This window comes from Maribacter sp. TH_r10, assembly GCF_033101095.1.
GTDB lineage: Bacteria > Bacteroidota > Bacteroidia > Flavobacteriales > Flavobacteriaceae > Maribacter_A > Maribacter_A luteus.
Window position 1 is genome coordinate 1,054,556 of the sequence record NZ_JAWMPY010000001.1, and the last position, 18,724, is coordinate 1,073,279.

The 18,724-nt window shown below is 38.8% G+C and carries 17 protein-coding genes and 1 pseudogene; 7 read left to right on the forward strand and 11 right to left on the reverse strand.

The genetic code is table 11. From position 1 onward, the window contains the following. Nucleotides 1–10 precede the first annotated feature (10 nt). The 5 genes and pseudogenes from R3X28_RS04360 to R3X28_RS04380 all read right to left on the reverse strand — a co-directional run bounded on the left by R3X28_RS04360 (nt 11) and on the right by R3X28_RS04380 (nt 6,069). Nucleotides 11–2,413 (reverse strand): alpha-L-rhamnosidase C-terminal domain-containing protein, encoded by a 2,403-nt coding sequence (locus tag R3X28_RS04360; protein WP_317662705.1) that lies wholly within the window; start codon nt 2,411–2,413, stop codon nt 11–13. Nucleotides 2,414–2,489: 76 nt separating this feature from the next. Continuing rightward, nucleotides 2,490–2,648 (reverse strand): annotated as a pseudogene (locus tag R3X28_RS04365) (glycosyltransferase); the annotation flags it as partial. Further along, nucleotides 2,648–3,133, reverse strand: coding sequence for a toxin-antitoxin system YwqK family antitoxin (locus R3X28_RS04370; protein ID WP_154362883.1), 486 nt, complete (start codon nt 3,131–3,133; stop codon nt 2,648–2,650). The gene R3X28_RS04370 and the pseudogene R3X28_RS04365, both read right to left, overlap by 1 nt. Before the next feature lie 2 nt (nt 3,134–3,135). Further along, nucleotides 3,136–4,716, reverse strand: coding sequence for a 4Fe-4S binding protein (locus R3X28_RS04375; protein WP_317662708.1), 1,581 nt, complete (start codon nt 4,714–4,716; stop codon nt 3,136–3,138). A gap of 6 nt (nt 4,717–4,722) precedes the next feature. Beyond that, entirely contained in the window at nt 4,723–6,069 is a 1,347-nt protein-coding gene (locus R3X28_RS04380) for an FAD/NAD(P)-binding oxidoreductase (protein WP_317662710.1), read from the reverse strand. A gap of 350 nt (nt 6,070–6,419) precedes the next feature. Between R3X28_RS04380 and R3X28_RS04385 the strand changes: the two genes are divergently transcribed. The 6 genes from R3X28_RS04385 to R3X28_RS04410 all read left to right on the forward strand — a co-directional run bounded on the left by R3X28_RS04385 (nt 6,420) and on the right by R3X28_RS04410 (nt 12,421). Beyond that, on the forward strand, nt 6,420–7,136 hold the full coding sequence (locus tag R3X28_RS04385) for a DUF547 domain-containing protein (protein WP_317662712.1): 717 nt from the start codon (nt 6,420–6,422) through the stop codon (nt 7,134–7,136). Nucleotides 7,137–7,159: 23 nt separating this feature from the next. Beyond that, nucleotides 7,160–8,044, forward strand: coding sequence for a hypothetical protein (locus R3X28_RS04390; protein ID WP_317662714.1), 885 nt, complete (start codon nt 7,160–7,162; stop codon nt 8,042–8,044). 46 nt (nt 8,045–8,090) lie between these two features. Next, nucleotides 8,091–9,092, forward strand: a complete 1,002-nt coding sequence (locus tag R3X28_RS04395; protein WP_317662716.1) for a glycoside hydrolase family 113 — start codon at nt 8,091–8,093, stop codon at nt 9,090–9,092. A gap of 82 nt (nt 9,093–9,174) precedes the next feature. Continuing rightward, complete coding sequence (locus tag R3X28_RS04400) at nt 9,175–10,437, forward strand: POTRA domain-containing protein (protein WP_317662717.1); 1,263 nt, start codon at nt 9,175–9,177, stop codon at nt 10,435–10,437. A 30-nt stretch (nt 10,438–10,467) separates the two neighbouring features. Beyond that, a complete protein-coding gene (locus tag R3X28_RS04405; protein ID WP_317662718.1) occupies nt 10,468–11,367 on the forward strand; it encodes a hypothetical protein in 900 nt (299 codons plus the stop codon). Beyond that, nucleotides 11,357–12,421: an N-acetylmuramoyl-L-alanine amidase gene (locus R3X28_RS04410; RefSeq protein WP_317662719.1), complete on the forward strand. Its 1,065-nt coding sequence runs from the start codon at nt 11,357–11,359 to the stop codon at nt 12,419–12,421. Before R3X28_RS04405 ends, R3X28_RS04410 begins: the two co-directional genes overlap by 11 nt. Here R3X28_RS04410 and R3X28_RS04415 read toward each other — a convergent pair. From R3X28_RS04415 to R3X28_RS04440, 6 genes are all read right to left on the reverse strand, one after another. Further along, nucleotides 12,418–13,119, reverse strand: coding sequence for a TIGR04283 family arsenosugar biosynthesis glycosyltransferase (locus R3X28_RS04415; RefSeq protein WP_317662721.1), 702 nt, complete (start codon nt 13,117–13,119; stop codon nt 12,418–12,420). The two genes, R3X28_RS04410 and R3X28_RS04415, sit on opposite strands and share 4 nt — an antisense overlap. Continuing rightward, on the reverse strand, nt 13,109–13,777 hold the full coding sequence (locus R3X28_RS04420; protein WP_317662722.1) for a DUF547 domain-containing protein: 669 nt from the start codon (nt 13,775–13,777) through the stop codon (nt 13,109–13,111). The genes R3X28_RS04415 and R3X28_RS04420 overlap by 11 nt, the downstream gene beginning before the upstream one ends. Nucleotides 13,778–13,918: 141 nt before the next feature. Then, entirely contained in the window at nt 13,919–14,884 is a 966-nt protein-coding gene (gene arsM / locus R3X28_RS04425; RefSeq protein WP_154362867.1) for an arsenosugar biosynthesis arsenite methyltransferase ArsM, read from the reverse strand. After that, nucleotides 14,881–15,702 (reverse strand): purine-nucleoside phosphorylase, encoded by an 822-nt coding sequence (locus R3X28_RS04430; protein WP_154362865.1) that lies wholly within the window; start codon nt 15,700–15,702, stop codon nt 14,881–14,883. The genes arsM and R3X28_RS04430 overlap by 4 nt, the downstream gene beginning before the upstream one ends. After that, nucleotides 15,699–16,370 (reverse strand): TIGR04282 family arsenosugar biosynthesis glycosyltransferase, encoded by a 672-nt coding sequence (locus tag R3X28_RS04435; protein ID WP_317662725.1) that lies wholly within the window; start codon nt 16,368–16,370, stop codon nt 15,699–15,701. The genes R3X28_RS04430 and R3X28_RS04435 overlap by 4 nt, the downstream gene beginning before the upstream one ends. Nucleotides 16,371–16,384: 14 nt before the next feature. Then, entirely contained in the window at nt 16,385–16,813 is a 429-nt protein-coding gene (locus R3X28_RS04440) for a rhodanese-like domain-containing protein (protein ID WP_317662727.1), read from the reverse strand. 194 nt (nt 16,814–17,007) lie between these two features. On the opposite strand from R3X28_RS04440, the gene R3X28_RS04445 reads away from it, so the two are divergent. Then, nucleotides 17,008–18,525, forward strand: a complete 1,518-nt coding sequence (locus R3X28_RS04445; protein ID WP_317662729.1) for a glycoside hydrolase family 32 protein — start codon at nt 17,008–17,010, stop codon at nt 18,523–18,525. Nucleotides 18,526–18,724: the final 199 nt, after the last annotated feature.

Genomic DNA, 18,724 nt, shown 5'->3' on the forward strand with positions numbered 1-18,724 from the left:
TTTCTTGTTCTCAGTTAAGGTTGTAACTCTTATTTCCAGGAGACAGAGCGATACTTTTTTCATTCCAAAAAATCTCACCTTTCATGTCGCCGGGTATGGTAATCTCTGCCATTAGTTTTTTGCCTTTTCTTTTTAAATGGAAGATGATATTGCCATGTGGAGTTGGCATAATGCCTTCAATGTTGTTAAGTTCCCCAAACGCTGGTCTAATATGAATTTCTTCGTATGAATTTTTGGCAGATCGTATGCCTGCAAGATAATTGAAATAGAAATAGGCAGGGGAAGCGCTCCAAGGATGTACTTCGGAACGGGTTGGTTTTTCTTTGGATTCAAAACGTTCCAAGGTGGTGGTCATATGATCGGCAATAAGTCCTTCCCACGGCTTTTGGGCCTCACTAAAAAGTTCAGGTGCATTTACCTTCTTTATGGCTTCAAATAAGTAATACCGATAATAGTAGGTAGCTTGTAGTAAATCTTTTTCACTTAAGATTTTCTGTAAAAGCCCTTTTTGTTCACTTTCATCGATGGCATCGGTAAGAATCGCCATTATATTGGTATGTTGGTCATGAACTGTTTTATCGGGACGTTCTGCAAAAAGGTTCCTTTTTGAGTCAAAACAAAGCTTATGTACCGATGCCTTGATTTCCTCAACTCTTTGGTTATATTTATTGGCTGTGTGGTCATCACCTATGGCCTTGAACAATTTAGAGGCATTCAACAATGCATGGGCATAATGAAGACTGACTACGGCAGAGTTTTCCCCGTCATTTTTAGTAGCGGTACCCCCACCATTATTTGGACCCAAATACCAATCAACGAAATAGCGGTATGGTGTTTTGTTTACCAAATTCAATTCATTCATGTTTTTTTCAAAACCTGATAATGTGTGAATGATCCCATCCTTATAGGTATTGATGAAATCTTTGTCGCCGGTAAGTTGGTAATGATCGGCAACCATATCTACCCATACTAAGGAATATGTTGGGAAGATGAAGGTAGAGCGTAATGGATAAGCGCCAAGAATATTCCCTTCTGAATCCCTTGAATGATGAAATTGCCGAATGGCATTTTTGGTATGGGCCAGATTGCCACTCAGTGTTTCCCAAATATGGGCGTGGATCTTTGTGTCCCCTACATACTGCATTGTCTCATAATAAGCGTCACTTAGGAAGTAATCCTGTGTGCATATATCTACTGTTCTCTTACAGATATCGAATATTTTATTGTAGGTTTCGTTATCCGATTTAAAACTTGCAATTGAAGGTATTGATGTTCTGGATTTATGGTTTATAAAGCTGTGTAGTATAAGTTCTTGTTGCCCGGTTTCGATCTCGAACTCTATAAATCGGAAAGTTCGCATCCAATTGGGCATAAAAGTTTGGTTAATCAGTCCATTAGATATGATGTAATCATAATACCCCAACAGTTTTTTATTATCGATGACGTTTCGATCTCCTTTACTATCGTTCTCTCCAAATAGGTTTTCTGCATATTTTATCTTGATGTTGGCATCTTTGCCTTTACTAAAGACTAATTCGGGAAACCCATTGGTTACTTCATTCTGGTCTATAAGGAAAGTGATTTTTTTATTTGCGGGGATTCTTAGTTCACCGGAAGTGGGGAATGTAGTTGGTTTTTTGCTAGATGACCGTACAATATTTTTTATTTGCTCTTCTTTCCAAGTAAGTAATGGCAGGTTTCTTGGTTCAAGTAAATAGGCAATGGACCCTCCCATGCTACTTCCGCTTTCGTAAAATCTGTTTTTTTGCCAATCAGTGTCATCGAAATCCGGTTTTTCCCAATGTTGAGGGTAATGGTTTTTGTCCACGTAATCTGTAGGGTTATTGGCATAAAACCCGCCGACTATAGATTTTTCTCCAGTTCCGCGCCAGTTGACCTCAATGGCTTTGTAAGAAGGGTCTATGGCACATTTCCAATTGTCTTCAGGCCCTGTAGTTGTAAGTATTTTTGCATTTTCCGTAACACCATTGACCATTAGACTTGTAAAAATCGACTGAAATCCCAAAAATCGCCGTCTGCCGTAATTGATGACCTTTATGGCAACAACATTTTCACCTTTTTGTAAATAGCTTTTCAAATTTAGGGTCTCATATTTCCAGTGTTTAATATCACTAAGTTGAGGGCCATGGGTAATACGTTCACCATTTACATATAAAAAATAATGATTATCAGCAGAGAGGTTAATGATAAAGTCATTGTTGGTATCATCTACTTTAAAAGTGTTGCGAAACAGGATAATACGGTCTTCCCCTCCAACAATATCGGGATGACTCACCCAATTCGCTTTTATTTCCTGAGGACCATATATTACCTTAGGGTAATTCAATTCTTCTTGTGCATGGGAAAGGACGCAAGAGAGTACAATTATTAGAAGGGTAGCGATTCTAAGCATTGGTATACAGGGATTTTATAAAAATTAATATAGTTTTGGTCAATTGTAGAAGATGTGCTACTACGGTTTTTATAAAGACCGAGGCACTGGCTTTTTCAGCGGTTGACGCCGTGTCATCTGATGAATTATTGTTGACCACGATTATTTCAGAAACCGATGTAGGTATCTCGTGTATGACTTGGGCAATCGAATCTGCTTCGTTATAAGCGGGGATAATAACTTTTATATGGGTCATTATTTTAAATCGGATAGTTTATTTTCTCGGCGAAAATCAGTAAAACTGAACCATTCCTTGATTTTGTTTCCATTTTGATATTTTTCAGCTGAGATCAATTCCTCGTTTTTGTATTTAAGACAGTATCCGTTTTTCTTTCCTCTGTAAAGCTGGCATTTGTGGTTGATTTTTCCTTTGTGGTCATAAAATAACCACCAACTGTTCATATGCCCCTTCAAATAATTACCTTCTCTGATTCGAATGCTATCAGGACCGTAAAAATACCAATACTTTTCTCTTTTATTGTATTTATAATGGCCCTGTTCTGAAATCTTTCCATTTTTATGATAGTATTTCCAGTAACCCGTTTTCTGTCCATTCAAGAGCCACCCTTCTGATTTTAGAATGCCGGATTCATAGAAATCCTTGATATATTCAGGTTCATAGTGGTTTTCCTTTGGTAAAACAAAAACAAAAAGGAATGATATCAGTATTCTAAAGAGCATGCTTACTTGTTATTGACCAACTCCATTAAATCCGGGTCATTCCCCAGCAAAACCTGTGTTGGGTTTATTCTACCTTGTTCGGGGCCATTCTCCAATTTAAGTACGCCTCTAGGGCAAACAGCGGAACATACACCGCAACCCACACAACTGGAGCGAACGATGTTCTCTCCTTTTTGGGCATAGGCCCTAACATCAATTCCTTGTTCACAATAGGTTGAACAGTTTCCACATGAAATACATTGTCCGCCATTGGTGGTAATCCTGAATCGTGATTTGAAACGCTGCACAAAACCTAAATAAGCAGCCAATGGGCATCCAAAGCGACACCAGACGCGATTACCGAAAATAGGATAGAACCCCGTACCAATGACACCTGCGAATACAGCTCCTATCAAAAAACTATACGTGTCCATTATGCTTTGAACTTTAATGCCTAATACCGTACTTGTTTCGGCAAAAAAGCCATAAAGGGTGAACCCAGTCATCACCAAGGCAAATAATAAGACCCCATGAATTAACCAACGTTCAACTTTCCACGAAAAAAGGGATTTGCTGGAGTGCTGTCTATAGGGGTCTCCCAAGGTTTCAGCCAAACCACCACAGCCACAGACCCAAGAGCAATACCATCTTTTTCCAAAGAAATAAACCATTACGGGAACAATGATCAAGGTCAAAACAATTCCCCAAACAAGAATAAAAAGACCTATGCCACCACTATTGAGCAATGATTTTAAATTCCATTGGAAAAAGAAATCATAATCCAACGGAAAGGCATTCTTAAAATCATAATATGGCATTTGAAGTCGTACCATGATTTCAGGAATCAAAAAGGCAAATACGATCTGGAAGAACAATACCGATGTTGTCCTGACGATTTGGTACATGTTATGGCGATATTTTATATACATGCGTATGGCCATAACAACCATGACCACACAATACATAAAGCCATAAACAAACCATTGTCCGGCAAGATTTCCGCTAAGGCTTTGACTTATCGGATCTACGAGGTAGGTCCAGTTCACGGCATATTCCGATCGAAAGTATAATATAAGGTAAAAAGAAACCAGAAAGATAAAGACCAGCCATGCGATCCAGCCCCTATTCGTGGCATTTTCATGATAAATACCATTGTTCTTTATGCCTTTTTGGCCCAATAGAACCACATTGGGCAGAATGAACATCAGCGCACCGATAATGCCAAGACCAAAAGTCAAAAACCACATCAATCCCTTGTTATCGACTATGAAGCCGCTTCCCGCTTTTTTGCCAAGTTCAGCGGCCATATCATGGGGCTTGGTATAAATGACTTTCTTATATTCTTTGTTTTTTCGATGAAGGTCGTTGGCATTCTCCAGGGCCTTGGTGACTTTAGGGGCAAAGGCAAGCATACCATCAAAAGACTTGTCGACGATATTTTGTTCAATATCGGTGATGAACAGTTCACTTTTGATTCCTTTTTGGTCCACAAAATCACTAAATTGTTCTGAAGAAAGGCTATATGTGCCGATAACGGGTAAGGCGGTAAAAATTGCCAGGCCGATTAAAAATATGATAAGGCCTATGTTTTTTATTGTTTTCATCTGGTCTTAGGCAATTTTAAAAATTCGTTTCCAACTTTTCTTTTTCGGCGTAATGGAGGTTCCCATTTCAGTATTGAATTTCTGAATGATGTTCTCCTCATAATGTGCATAAAATTCAGGGTCGAAATTAGCGTCCTTCAAATATTCCATTACATATTCCACATTTCGTTCTTCGGTGAGCCATCGATTAAAAATTTGATGTCGCATGCGTATTCCGAAGGTGTTGATTCCTAAAAATTTATTCGTATCTGAATGATAGGCGACTGTAATACATATTTTTTCATTTGGGTGTCGCCAGTGAAAGTGTTTTTCAGAATCTTTTTTAGACCTTTCGCTAAATACCCAGCCGTAGGTTTGATATTCCACATCCAAAAATTTAGCCGAATTGAACCAGTGGCCCGGTTTATATTCGGTTTTGTTTCCACAGATGGTCTGGGCTACGGTCTCACCCATCATTCTTCCCGTATACCATACGGCTTCTATTGGTCTTCGATAGCCTATCGCTTCATGCTGTTCGGCGCAGTCCCCAATGGCATAGATGTCAGTGATGTTGGTTTCTAGCAGTCGATTCACTTTTACGCCCCTACCTATATCAATACCGCTGTTCTTTAGAAAATCGACGTTCGGTGAAACCCCAGCGGTAAGTCCGACAAAATCACATTCGATGGTTTCATCTTTATCGGTTTTTATGGCCTTGGCCCTGCCGTTTTCATCTGGGATAATTTCGGTCAAGTTGGTTGCCAATTTTAAATCGATATGATGTTCTAGAATATGTTCATTGATCATTTGTGATTCGCCGGCTGGCAAAACCCCATTCCAAAAACTGTTTTCCCTAACCAAGAAGGTTACGGGAATATTCCTGGTGCGAAGCATTTCGGCAAGTTCAATACCGATAAGTCCACCACCCACGATTACTGCTCTTTTACATGTTTTGTTATCAGGGGCATATTTTTCAACTCCGTCTAAGTCTTGCTTTGAGTATAATCCCTGAACCCCTTTTAAATCTTGTCCTGGCCATCCAAACTTATTGGGTTTGGATCCCGTGGCGATGATCAACTTATCATATGAAATGCTTTGGCCTTCTTGAAGTTCTAGCAATTTATCCTGATGGTTTACATTTTTTACAAATGCTTTCATCAATTGGATCCTGTTCTTTTTCCAGAACCATGGTTCGTAGGGTTGAGTGTGTTCAAATTTCATATGGCCCATATATACGTACATCAGGGCCGTTCGTGAAAAGAAATAGTCGGTTTCGGCAGAGATAACGGTAATGCGTTTATCCGAAAGTTTTCTGATATGTCTGGCTGCCGTAATGCCAGAAATGCCATTGCCGATAATGACGATATGTTCCATGTGTTTTTTGTTGGTTGTCGAAATTTAAGTCGTAACTAAATATAGGAACTTATCTTCCAAGGTTAAGATTTATAGAGATGATAGTCTTTTTTAATGTCATAAACAATTGTTTTTTAATTGTTTATGTATATTGTTCCGTGCTAAAAAAATAGGTAATATCTTCTTATGAACCTTATAGGGTCAATTATTATAACATTGAATTTGCCGGCGATGACGGGAAAGCGGATGAGAAACCTTTTATCTTTCTGTTATACTTCTGTGATATATTTTAGAGTAATTTGATTTTGAAAGTTAATCGTAAGAAGATTGAAAGGACTCGACTAACCTTTCATATCAGTAAATAAAAGAAGATGTTTAAAAACTATAAAGCCTTGATTTTTTCCTTGTTATTCGTCTTTATGGGGAGTGCCCAAGAAGGGGCTGAATTCTTTACCGCAACTGACACGTTTCTTAAAACGTATGTTGACGGTGGTAAGGTAGATTACAGGGCTATAGTAAAGGATCCTTCTTCAATGAATAAGGTTCTGGGTATGGCGGAGAAAATTACTGTTTCTAAGGAGAACCCTAAAGAGTATCAAGCTTTTTGGATAAACGGTTACAATCTTTTGGTCATCAAAAGTGTCGTAGATAATTATCCTATTGAGTCTCCTTTGGATAAGGCCGGTTTTTTCGATAAAAAAAAGCATAAAATTGGAGGTAGGGAATTAACCCTTAATGATATAGAACATGAAATGTTGCGGGCTGTTTTTCCCGAAGAACCGCGGTTCCATTTTGTTTTGGTATGTGCTGGTTTGGGTTGTCCGCCAATTATAAATAGGGCCTATGCACCGGCTTCTTTGGAGGTTCAATTGGAAGAGCAAACCAAATTGGCCTTAAACGACCCTTTATTCATTCAAGTAAAGAAGAATAAGGTCGGAATATCCCAGATTTTCGAATGGTATAAAAATGATTTTACCCAAGACGGAAAGGGTTTGGTCGAATATATTAATCAGTATCGATCTAATAAATTACCGGAAAAGGCAAAAGTTTCCTTTTATGAATATAACTGGGCTTTGAACGAAAAATGATAAATCAACTTTAATCAAATTAGATGCAGAAAATAAAAACATTTATAGGTTTGGTGATGATCCTGTTTATCTCCCGAAGCGCATTTTCACAAGAAGGGAGCCAGGATCAGCCTGAAAAAAGTAATATTCAACAATACACGCCCTCTAAATTAGTAGGCAAAGGAAAGTGGGATTTAAAATGGTTCAACAATTTGTATACGGAAACCCGAAGCACCTTTGAAGATGGAAGAATCCCGAGATCTACATTCTTTACTTCTACCATTGAAGTATATACGGGTGTGGGTGAGGGCAAAAGGTGGAATATCGGTGCTATTATAGAAATGAGGAGCAATGTGATAAATGACCGAAAAGCACTGGATGTTTTTAAGTTTGATGGGCAAGAGGGTACGGCCCGTTCCGGGATTACTTCATTTGCGCCATCGGTGAAATTCGTACCATTTGCCTCAGAAAGTAGTTTTTCAGTTCAAAGTTCGTTTTTCATCCCTTTGGTGGATAATGAAACGGAAAATGGTGTTTTTTTAGATCAAAAAGGGTATACATGGCAAAATCGTTTTTTCTATGATTATACCTTTCCGAGTGAAAAATGGCAGTTGTTTACCGAGTTGAATTCTGAAATCCATTTTGGCAAATCAGGCGAAAGCTTTGCAAATAACAGTCTTATTCTGGCTCCTGGATTGTTCTTAAGTTATTTTCCCACCTCCAAGTTTACGGTATTGGCATTAATGCAGCACTCCCAACGATTGGATCTTGGTAATAATTTCGATCAGGATTACACCGCAATGGGCGGAGGGGCCAAATATCAACTAACGAAAGCCTTGAACGTGGAAATGCTTTACACTAATTTTTTAAGAGGTAGTAATACGGGATTGGGTGAGACTTTTAATATTGGTCTACGGGCTATTTTCTAGCTGATAATTTTAAATAGTGTATTTTAGAATCATTAATAGCTAGTTAATGAGGATTTTGGTCATATTGCTGTTGTGCTTATTACAGATTTCTTGTGCCAGCCAGAAATTTGAAAAAATCAATGGCGTAAGTTTCGTTGCTTCCAGAGAGAAGGTAGGCCAGCAGCAAGTAAAGGAAATTTTAAAAATACATGCCAACCATGCTGCCGTTATGCCATTTGGCTTTATTCGGGAAATAAATTCCCCGAACATCGTTTTTGATACGGAAAGGCAATGGTTCGGTGAAACCAAAAGCGGGGCCAAACAATATATAGAAATGCTTCATAAGAATGGTGTTCGGGTAATGTTGAAACCACAAATATGGATTTGGCGTGGCGTGTTTACAGGTACTTTGGAAATGCAATCGGAAAAAGATTGGAAAGCCTTAGAGGAATCTTATGAGAAATTTCTAATGGCCTATGCCCGATTGGCCGAAGAAACCAATACGGAGCTTTTGTGCATTGGCACAGAGCTGGAGCGATTTGTAAAAAACAGACCGGTTTTCTGGAAAAATCTCATTCAGAAAATCAGGAGTGTTTATACCGGTAAATTGACTTATGCCGCGAATTGGGACGAGTATACCAAAACTACATTTTGGGAAGATATCGATTTTATAGGAATAGATGCCTATTTTCCGCTTTCTGAAGAAAGGACCCCTTCCGTAGAACAGTTGAGAGCGGGTTGGAAAAAGCATAAGGAAAAAATGAGTGCTTTTTCCCTTGAAAAAAACAGACCTGTAATTTTCACGGAATATGGTTATAGGAGTATGGATTATACCGCAAAGAAACCTTGGTTGGTGGATCGGAATGACGAAAACGTGAATTTAGAAGGGCAAGTAAATGCCAAAAAGGCGATTTTTGAGGAATTTTGGGGAGAGAATTGGTTTGCAGGAGGTTATGTATGGAAATGGTTTATTCATCATGATAGGGCAGGGGGTGAAAATGATAATAGGTTTACACCCCAGAATAAACCGGCCCAATTGGTAATCAGTGACTTTTATAAAATGTACTGATATGCCATCATTGTAATGAAGTGGGATTTTTTTAAAAACTGAACGCCTTGTCTATAAAGTTAACAATTCTCTCGATTCTGATATGGTTAAGACGTATTTGACCTTTTTATTAGTACTAGGTTTTACTTTTGGGTTTGCCCAAGAACCAATTATCACCAGTGTTGGTTTTAATGGGGCCAAAAGGATAAAGACATCCTTCGTAGAAAAATTGGTACGAACAAAGGTCGGATCGGTTTTGGATTCCGTTCAATTGAATGAAGATGTGATTCGTCTTAAAAGACTTCCGCCTGTTTCTCATGCCTATTTTCAAACTTTTAAGTTGGACACAGGCGATTATGATGTTGTTTTCACTATCGAAGAGAATTTTACTTTAATACCTTTTGCCAACTTGTTCAGCTCATCGAACGACGATTTTGCCTTTAGGGTCGGACTGCAAGAGTTCAATACCTTCGGTAAGAATATCACCTTGGGAGGGTTTTATCAATTTGATGTTTTCCATTCCTATGGACTCAATTTAAGGGCCCCGTATCTTTTTTCAAATAGATTGGGTCTTTCATTGAGTTATAATGACTTTACCACTCAAGAACCTGTTTTTTTCAATGATACGAGTGCGGATTATAAATACAGGAACAATGGTTTTCAGATAATGGGGCTCTATGAGCTTGATTTCAAGAATAGGATAGAATTGGGTTTTAGCTTTTTTACTGAAGATTATAAATACCTTTCTGGTGCCACCCAACCAGATATACCACAGTCATTGAACGTAGATAAACACTTGTTCAAATTCATTTACGGCCACGAGGATATTGAATATCATTATCAATATCTGAGCGGGTTCAGAAGTACCCTTAACTTTCAATATGTGGGGAGTACCGATGAGAACCTTCCTGATTTTTTTATTGGGTTCAATGATTTCGTTTTTTATAAGCGAGTGGGTAAAAAAGGCAATTGGGCCAATAGGTTGCGCGCAGGGTTGGCCAGCAATATGGAAACTCCTTTTGCACCTTTTACTGTAGATAATAATTTAAATATCAGAGGGGTAGGCAATACAATAGATCGTGGAACGGCTGCCATAGTCCTCAATACGGAATATAGGCATACTTTGGTAGATAAAGATTGGTTCGTTTTACAAAGTAACCTTTTTATCGATGGTGGCTCTTGGCGAAATCCCGGAGGGGATTTCAGTGATTTTTGGGATGAAGGGAATATAAGAATATATCCCGGGGTCGGATTGCGATTTATACATAAACGAATTTTCAATGCTATTTTTAGGATAGATTATGGCCATGGTATAACAAAAAACCCTTCTCGGGGGATTGTATTTGGAATTGGACAGTATTTTTAACTTACTTTGTATAAACCAACCCTTTAGCACGTGAGCATTATAAAACAATTTTCGGTAGTAGTATTGGTATTGATCTCTTTCAAATGTGCGATTGCACAACAAACATTGGAAACCGTAGTTGCCAAAGAGGGAGACGGAATTATCGTGATGCTTAGAAAAGAGGGTATAGATGTTTCAAAATATTACGCACAATTCCTTGAGCTGAATGAGGATAAACTAAAAAATGGAAGTCGTTTGGTCCTAGGGGAGACATATCGTATTCCGGATGCACCGGATTCTTTTAAGAATAGAGGGGTTTCCATTTCGGTCAGTGATGATAGGGAACGACCTATTTTTGAAGGGGAACTTGCTACTCTAAGACGAAAGGATAGCTCGCTTATAAATACGGTATATTATTTGATTGAACATATTAAAACACCAAAAGAAGGAGTGTCTTTAGGTATGGCAAGAAATTTGCTCCAAAGTGGGGCAAGGGTTTATCTATTGGAAAGCAATGTAAAGGATTCACTTGATTTAATCGATTATGTTAGCGTAGTGAACAAGAAATATTTGAAGCATAACGGGGATTATCAGAGGTTAATGATTATAGATAATAGTGATGCGATTGCTAAAACGAAGGCTGAGGTAACCGTATATCATTATGCTGAAAGGGTCGAAAGTAAAAGATTTGCGGATAATATATTAAAGGTCTTGGGCAAAAATGAAATTAACCATGAATCTTTGGACGATTATTCCAAAGTATTCACAGATTTCAAGAATATTGCCTTTGCCAAGAATATTTTGCCTCCCATTACATTCATTGATATGGATTCAAAATCAGATGGGGAGCACAAGACCATAAAAGTTGCCGCAGACAAAAAGAACATAACCAACCTAATTACCAACGGAATTTTATCGGATTATACCAATACCGAGTTTAATGACAATTAGTAAAAAGGTAAAAGTGAAGATTAAAGGTTTTTTAGTTGTTGTGTCATTGTTTCTGGTGGTTTCGGCCATAGGGCAAGATGCTTATATTTCAGTAAAAGCGGAAAAAGGTGACGGGGTATATTCCCTATTGCGAAAGCAAGGGGTTGATCCCTATGAAACATTCGATGATTTCATTGCGTTAAATTCCGAAAACCTTCGTGATAGCATTCATCTTTACGAAGGCAGAACCTACTTTTTACCTACACCGGACTCAATCTCGAGTTTAGAAAAGGTTAAAGAGGAAGCGCCGATACTGGTAAATAGTGTTTCATATCCGTTGTTCGGTAAGGCGTATTCAGATGTGGTCATCAAGAATACCCGACTTAAAGGAGCTGTTTATTATCTCATATCTGGGCATGGGGGTCCCGACCCCGGGGCTATGACTCAATATGGGGAGACCTTTATCTCCGAAGATGAATATGCTTATGACCTAACCCTTAGGTTGGCACGTGAACTTATGGCCCAGAGCGCCACTGTATATGTCATTATCCAAGATAAGGACGATGGTATACGTGATGAGCGAATTTTGGAAATGGATAGGGATGAGGTTGCCTTTCCCGATAAGGTGATTCCATTGAACCAAACAGCCCGGTTAAGGCAACGTGTCGATATTGTCAATGAGCTTCATAAAAAACATAGCGGCCAATTTCAGCGGCTTATCGTAACCCATGTTGACAGTCGAAGTAAAGGCCAGAATATAGATGTTTTCTTTTACCATCATGCCAAGAGTAAAAATGGAAAAAAACTGGCAGAGAGTATTCATGAGACATTCAAACTGAAATATAAAAAATATCAGCCTAATCGAACATATACAGGTACTTTCCAAGACAGGACTTCGCTTTACCTTGTGAAAAAAACCCATCCGGCAATGACATTTATCGAGATAGGGAACATACGTAACAAAAAAGATCAAAAAAGAATATTGCAGCCCGATAACCGTCAAGCTTTGGCCAAATGGATATCTGAGGGTGTTATCAAGGACTTTGAAAGTGGGGAGATCGGACCTATTCGTTAAAGGGCAATTTTCTTTTTATAATAGTCGTACAACTGATCGGGACCCGCACCCAAAAAATTTTTAAGGTGAATGACCCCGAAATGATATTGGAGTTTTATGACCCCGTGTTGCCGATATTTCCTTGCAGAGGTTTGAACATGATGTGGAATTATCTTAAATCCTGTTTTTTCATAGATACGCCCGATAAATTCATTGTCCTCAAAAACAATATAATCTTCATTGAATCCTTTGATTCTGGTAAATAGATTTTTGGTGATGAATAAAGATTGGTCGCCACCTCTGCATATTTTATGATTGTACTTGGTAAACCATGCAAAGAAACGAAGTAGCCAATGGTTGCTGTCGAAACGCATTTGAAAACAACCGGATTCATGGTTCTCGGAAATTGCGGAGATGATATAACTATCAAAGTTCTTTGGGGGCAGGGTGTCTGCGTGCAAAAAATAGAGAATATCACCCTTCGCCATTTTTGCCCCTTGGTTCATTTGTTTGGCCCTTCCTTTTTGTGTCTGTAAAATAACGGCTCCCGCGTTTTTTGCACTATCCACGGTATTATCAACGCTGCCGCCATCGACCACAAGTATTTCTGCTATTTGGGAAGAAGAGCTTTTTTCATTTAAATAGCTGATCAAGTCTGCGATTTGGGTTTCCTCATTAAGAACGGGAATAATAATACTTATGGTTGTATTATCTTTCATTCAAGCTCCAATCATAAGTTAGATAATCTATTTCAGAGCCTTTTTGGATCTTGATATCGGAATACCGGTTCAGGTATTCGGTTAAATTATTTTCCTCTGTAAAGTCATCTTTATACCATTTGAATATTTTTGAAATCGCAACTGTATTCGATGAAATTTTATTTTTGCTGGAATCATTGATGAAATCAAAGGCGGCCCTATTTAGTTGTTCTTCCATTGTAGATGCCGAAAAGGCTTTGTTCAATAGTTTTGGACAAGAAAAAGAAGCGCAATTAATCGCAAAATGAATTCGCGGTTCATTCATTTTTCGGAGTACATCGTGTTCTATCTCACCAAGTGAAAAACTTTCATCACCTATTTTTATACGATCTTTGCCCCATGGTCTAAAAATATCCTTTATGCTCTTTAAGGGGTAATGCTCCAAAATCAATTGAACCGTACCTGCATTATATAGGTTTATGTAATAAGCCAATTGCTCTTCTTTTGGTGCTGATTTGGCAATAGGGTTTTTCGCCAGATACTCAAGGTAAGTATTTAGTTGCTCCCCATCGGAAGCAAAACCTTTATAGTCTACATTCCCTTGCCCATCAACATACTTTCTCAATAAGTTGTCCCATACTTGATGGTCAATTGATAATGTATTTATTGATGAGCCCATGTGTGATGGTTTTTGGCCAAAACAATTCAGCAATAAGAAAAAAGGCAACACAATTAAGAAGAAATGTTTCAGTTTGATCATGGTCTATGCTTGTGAAAATACACTTCTTTAGTTCATGAAAGCCTTTAAACCTTACAAAAATCAGCAACAGCCACCACCGTTATAATGCCATGTGCTTTCGCTAATATGAATGGGGGCCCCTGTTTTTGCCAAAGCTGCTGCGGTTTTATCACAGATGGCCAATGGTTGGTTTTGTAATAGGACGTGGCCGGCATTGTCATCGAAATACTCTTCATCCCCATAGTAAATGGCGGTTTTACCTGTAAAAATACAAGGTCCGTCTTCTGGCATCGGATCTTTTATGGCGGCAATTTCTATAGATTCTATAAAGATCAGTTCATCGGTAGGATAATGGTTAGGGGATAATACCCGGTACGATTTTCGGGCCCTGATCTCTATGGTTCCGAAACCGGCATCTGTCAAGGCTTTAATATAGTCTTTCATGGGAATACTGCCACTTAAACAGAGGGCACGCAGCCTGTCGTCGTTTCGTAACTCGTCGTTCATAGGTTGCTCACATATTGGGTCGCTCATGACCAAACGGCCGTGGGGTTTAAGAACACGGTACATTTCAGCGATGGCCTTCTTAAGGTCTTCGGCCTTGAAAATATTGAAAAGACAATTTTGGGCGGCAATATCAACACTTTCATCCTCAATGGGTAAGTTCAAGGCATCTCCTTTGATGAGATTAACGAACTCACTTTTGAACCAATCATTTTCTTCTTCTGCGATTTTAAAGTTCTTTTTGGAAGCTTCGAGCATTTCATCCACGACATCTATTCCGGTAACTCCACCTTTTTGACGTGAGAAATAAGAAAATTGCAATAACTCCATGCCACCGCCAACTCCTACATAGAGAATCTTGGGGTTGTTTACCAAATCCTGTGCGGATACGGTACTACCGCACCCGTAATTCATTTCTTGCATGATTTTCGGAATCGATAATCCCGGGAATTGCCAAATAGGATTGGTGGTACAACACAGACCAACATCCGGCGTCAAAGCGGCATCTTTATATAAATCGTTCGTGGCTTCTAAATAACTCATAGTTCTTTTATTAATTCAGTGAATAATTTGATCATCTTGGGTTCTGTCTCATTTGCGATTCTAATGATTTCTTGAATATCAACAGGCTCAAGGTGGTCTGGGTCGCATTCATCCGTTAGAACCGATACTGCGACAATAGGTAATCTTAAATGGTTGGCAACGATTACTTCGGGTACGGTGCTCATGCCCACGGCGTCTGAGCCAATGGTTTTCAACATACGGTATTCGGCCTTGGTTTCCAGTTGGGGCCCAATGACAGCCGCATAAACACCTTTTTTTAGGCTGATTTTTTCACGCTCGGCAATCGTGATCAATTTATTTCGCATTCCCGGGTCGTAAGGTTCGCTCAAATCTACGAATCTGTCACCGAATTCGGCAACATTGCTAAATGCCAAAGGGGAACCGCCTTGTAGGTTAATGTGATCCTCGATCAACATGATGTCTCCTTTTTTAAAGTCTAGGTTAACGGCTCCGGCTGCATTTGAAACGAACAATTTGCTAATACCTAGTCTATGCATGATTCGGATTGGATAGGTAACATCGACAAAATCATAGCCTTCGTACAAATGGAAACGCCCCTCCATAACTACTACCTTTTTACCTTCTATGGTGCCATAAATGAGTTTCCCGGAATGAAACTCCACAGTGGCCAAAGGGAAAAAAGGTATTTGGCTGTAATGGGCTGTAATGGGGTCTTCAATGGCATCGACCAATTGGCCCAAACCTGTTCCTAGAACAATGCCGATTTCAGGATTTTCGAATCCCTTACTTTTTAAATACTCCGTTGAATCTTGTAATTGTTGTTCTGATAATCTCATATGTTCTTCAAATATTTTTGAAAAGCTTTTATTGGTAAAACATCCTCGTAATGGTCAATATCGTTTTTAGTTTCCAAAAGAAAGACTTTTTCATTCTTCAGGTTGTTCATGGTATCTTCATACACGGTGTTCTTGCCCCAAGCCTTATTCTTGAAAACTTCTCCGTTGAAGGCTTTCATTCCAAAGAGGTAATATCCTCCGTCCATTGCAGGCCCTATAACATAGTCATGGTCATTTAGTGAATTGAAGGCATTTACCAAGTCGGTACTATCCAAATCGTACATATCACTTCCAATAATGATTATTTTTTCAAAACCGCTTTCGAATCCGTCAAGGAATGCATTGGCCATTCGATCGCCTAGGTCCTTTCCTTTTTGCAAATGTTTATCAAAAGTAAGGTTGTCCCAAATATCATTTTCCCAAATGTCTTCTGAATAAAACACATGTTTGTGTACGTTAAGGTCTTTTGTAATGGTAGCGGTATGGTTGAGCAGGTCGTTGTAGATATCCAGAGCGATTCGGTCGCCTACCTTTGCCGCTAAGCGTGTTTTGCATTTCCCCAGAACCGGGTTTCTGGTAAAAATGAGTAACAGCTCTTTTGAATTAACCAACTGAAAGTGGATGGCCTTGGAGTCTTTTTTATATGTATTCGGTTGAATTATACCCATGTATATGTACTTTCTTACTCGTAGATTTTTTCACCCTTGGTCAATAATCTGCCCCATAGTTTATTATAGGCGTGTACTTTTTCAGTTTCACGACCTTCAATATCATAAACCGGGTAGCCGGAATTTTTCCATTTAAAAATGCCACCATATAAGTTTTGAATATTTGTATATCCAAGAGCTTTTAGCTTTTCCCCAATATCCTCTGAACGAACGCCGATAGAACAGTAAACAACAATAGGTGTGTCTAGACTAGGTACTTTTTCTTGCATGCGATGGGGGTCAAATTGGTCATAACCTACCCAGATGGCCTGCTCTAAATGACTTACATTGAATTCTTCGATTTCTCGGCTATCCAAAAATACCAGACTGTCTTTTGCAATGGCTTCGGAAATATGTATGTAGGGAATAGATTCGTTATTAAGAACTTTTAAGGTTCTGTCCATTTTTTTTTGTGCTACCAATGTCGCAGTACAAAAAAGACAAATTAAAAAAGTGGAAAAGATTTTCATTTTCAAAAAAAAACTAAATGTAAAGATAGGATATTGTATGATTTTACTAACTTAAAGCATTACTTATATTAAATTCTATGAATTATATACGGGAATATTCAGTATTAATCACATTACTAGTCCTAATCATGTCCTGTAAGGACAAAGAAAAGAAAGAATTTGACATGGTAACGAGTACTGTGTCGGACTATTATATGGAACCTTACCGACCCCAATTTCATTTTTCCCCTGAACAAAAATGGATGAACGACCCCAATGGTATGGTTTATCATAAAGGTGTTTACCATTTGTTCTATCAGTATTATCCAGAAGATATAGTATGGGGGCCTATGCATTGGGGGCATGCAACGAGTACGGATTTGGTGCATTGGAAACATAAACCCATAGCGCTCTACCCCGATGAACATGGGTTGATATTTTCTGGGAGTGCTGTTGTGGACAAACAGAATAGTTCAGGATTCGGGACAGTCGAGAACCCTCCGCTTGTCGCAATATACACTTATCATTTAATGGAAGGTGAAAAAGCAGGCAGAACCGATTTTCAGACCCAAGGGATAGCCTATAGTTTAGATAATGGGGATACTTGGGAAAAGTACAAGGGTAATCCTGTTATTGGGAATGAAGGGATAAAGGATTTTCGGGACCCTAAGGTCATGTGGCACGAGGAAACCGGAAAATGGATAATGACATTGGTTGCAGGAGACCATGCAAAATTCTATGGTTCAAAAGATTTGAAAAATTGGGAGTTGTTGGGAGAGTTCGGCAAGGACAAAGGTGCTCACGGAGGTGTTTGGGAGTGCCCTGACCTTATACCAATGAAAGTAAATGGAACAGACGAAGAGCGATGGGTTTTATTGATCAGTATTAATCCCGGTGCCCCGAACGGGGGTAGTGGTACCCAGTATTTTGTAGGTGATTTTGATGGGAATGTTTTTACAACCGATCAAGCCGAAACGAAATGGATTGATTTTGGTACGGATAATTACGCAGGGGTTACTTACAACAACAATCCTGAAGCCGACCCGATTTTTATTGGGTGGATGAGTAATTGGACCTATGCAAGGGATACACCAACTGAAGAATGGCGTAGCGCAATGACCACCCCTAGAAAATTAAGATTGAAAAAATTGAATGGGGAGTATCAACTATTCAATTATCCGATTGAAGGTATTGATGATATCGTTAACAAAAAGGAGACAGCAAAAATCGAGGTTGCTCCAAGTCAAATAGAATCTTTGTCCTCTGATAATTTTAATCAATCAGAAATAAGATTTAAGACTTCTGCCCAAAATTTTGAATTAGTATTCGGAAATAGCGCCAAGGATGAATTGGTTTTGGCCATGTCGGGCAAACAAAAAACATTTTTTCTGGATAGATCTAAATCCGGAAAAGTCGATTTTCAGGAAGATTTTGGAAAAGGTGTACAGCAAATGCCTGTACACTTTTTGCCCGAAGGGGAATATGAGGTGCGTATCTTGGTCGATTGGTCGTCTATTGAAATATTCATCAACGAAGGGCAGTATGTGATGACTTCCCAAATTTTCCCAAATGGGAATTACACTGGTTTAATCATTAAGAATACTGGAGAGAATGTGTTGCAATGCAATGAATTTCAAGTAAATGAGGTAAGTCGAATCTGGAATTAAATCTAAGTTAATGGTCTTTTCCACTTAAATTGCACCCACTTTTGAGTTGCATTTTTTTGGATAGGGTGATTGTTAGGCCCTATATAATTTTCTTGAAAATCTATTTGGAATAATGCTGGTGGTGCTATTCAATTAGTGCTGACAAGTAGTCTGGGGTATTTCTGATATCCTTCGATTTTATCGCTTTACAATGAGGGGT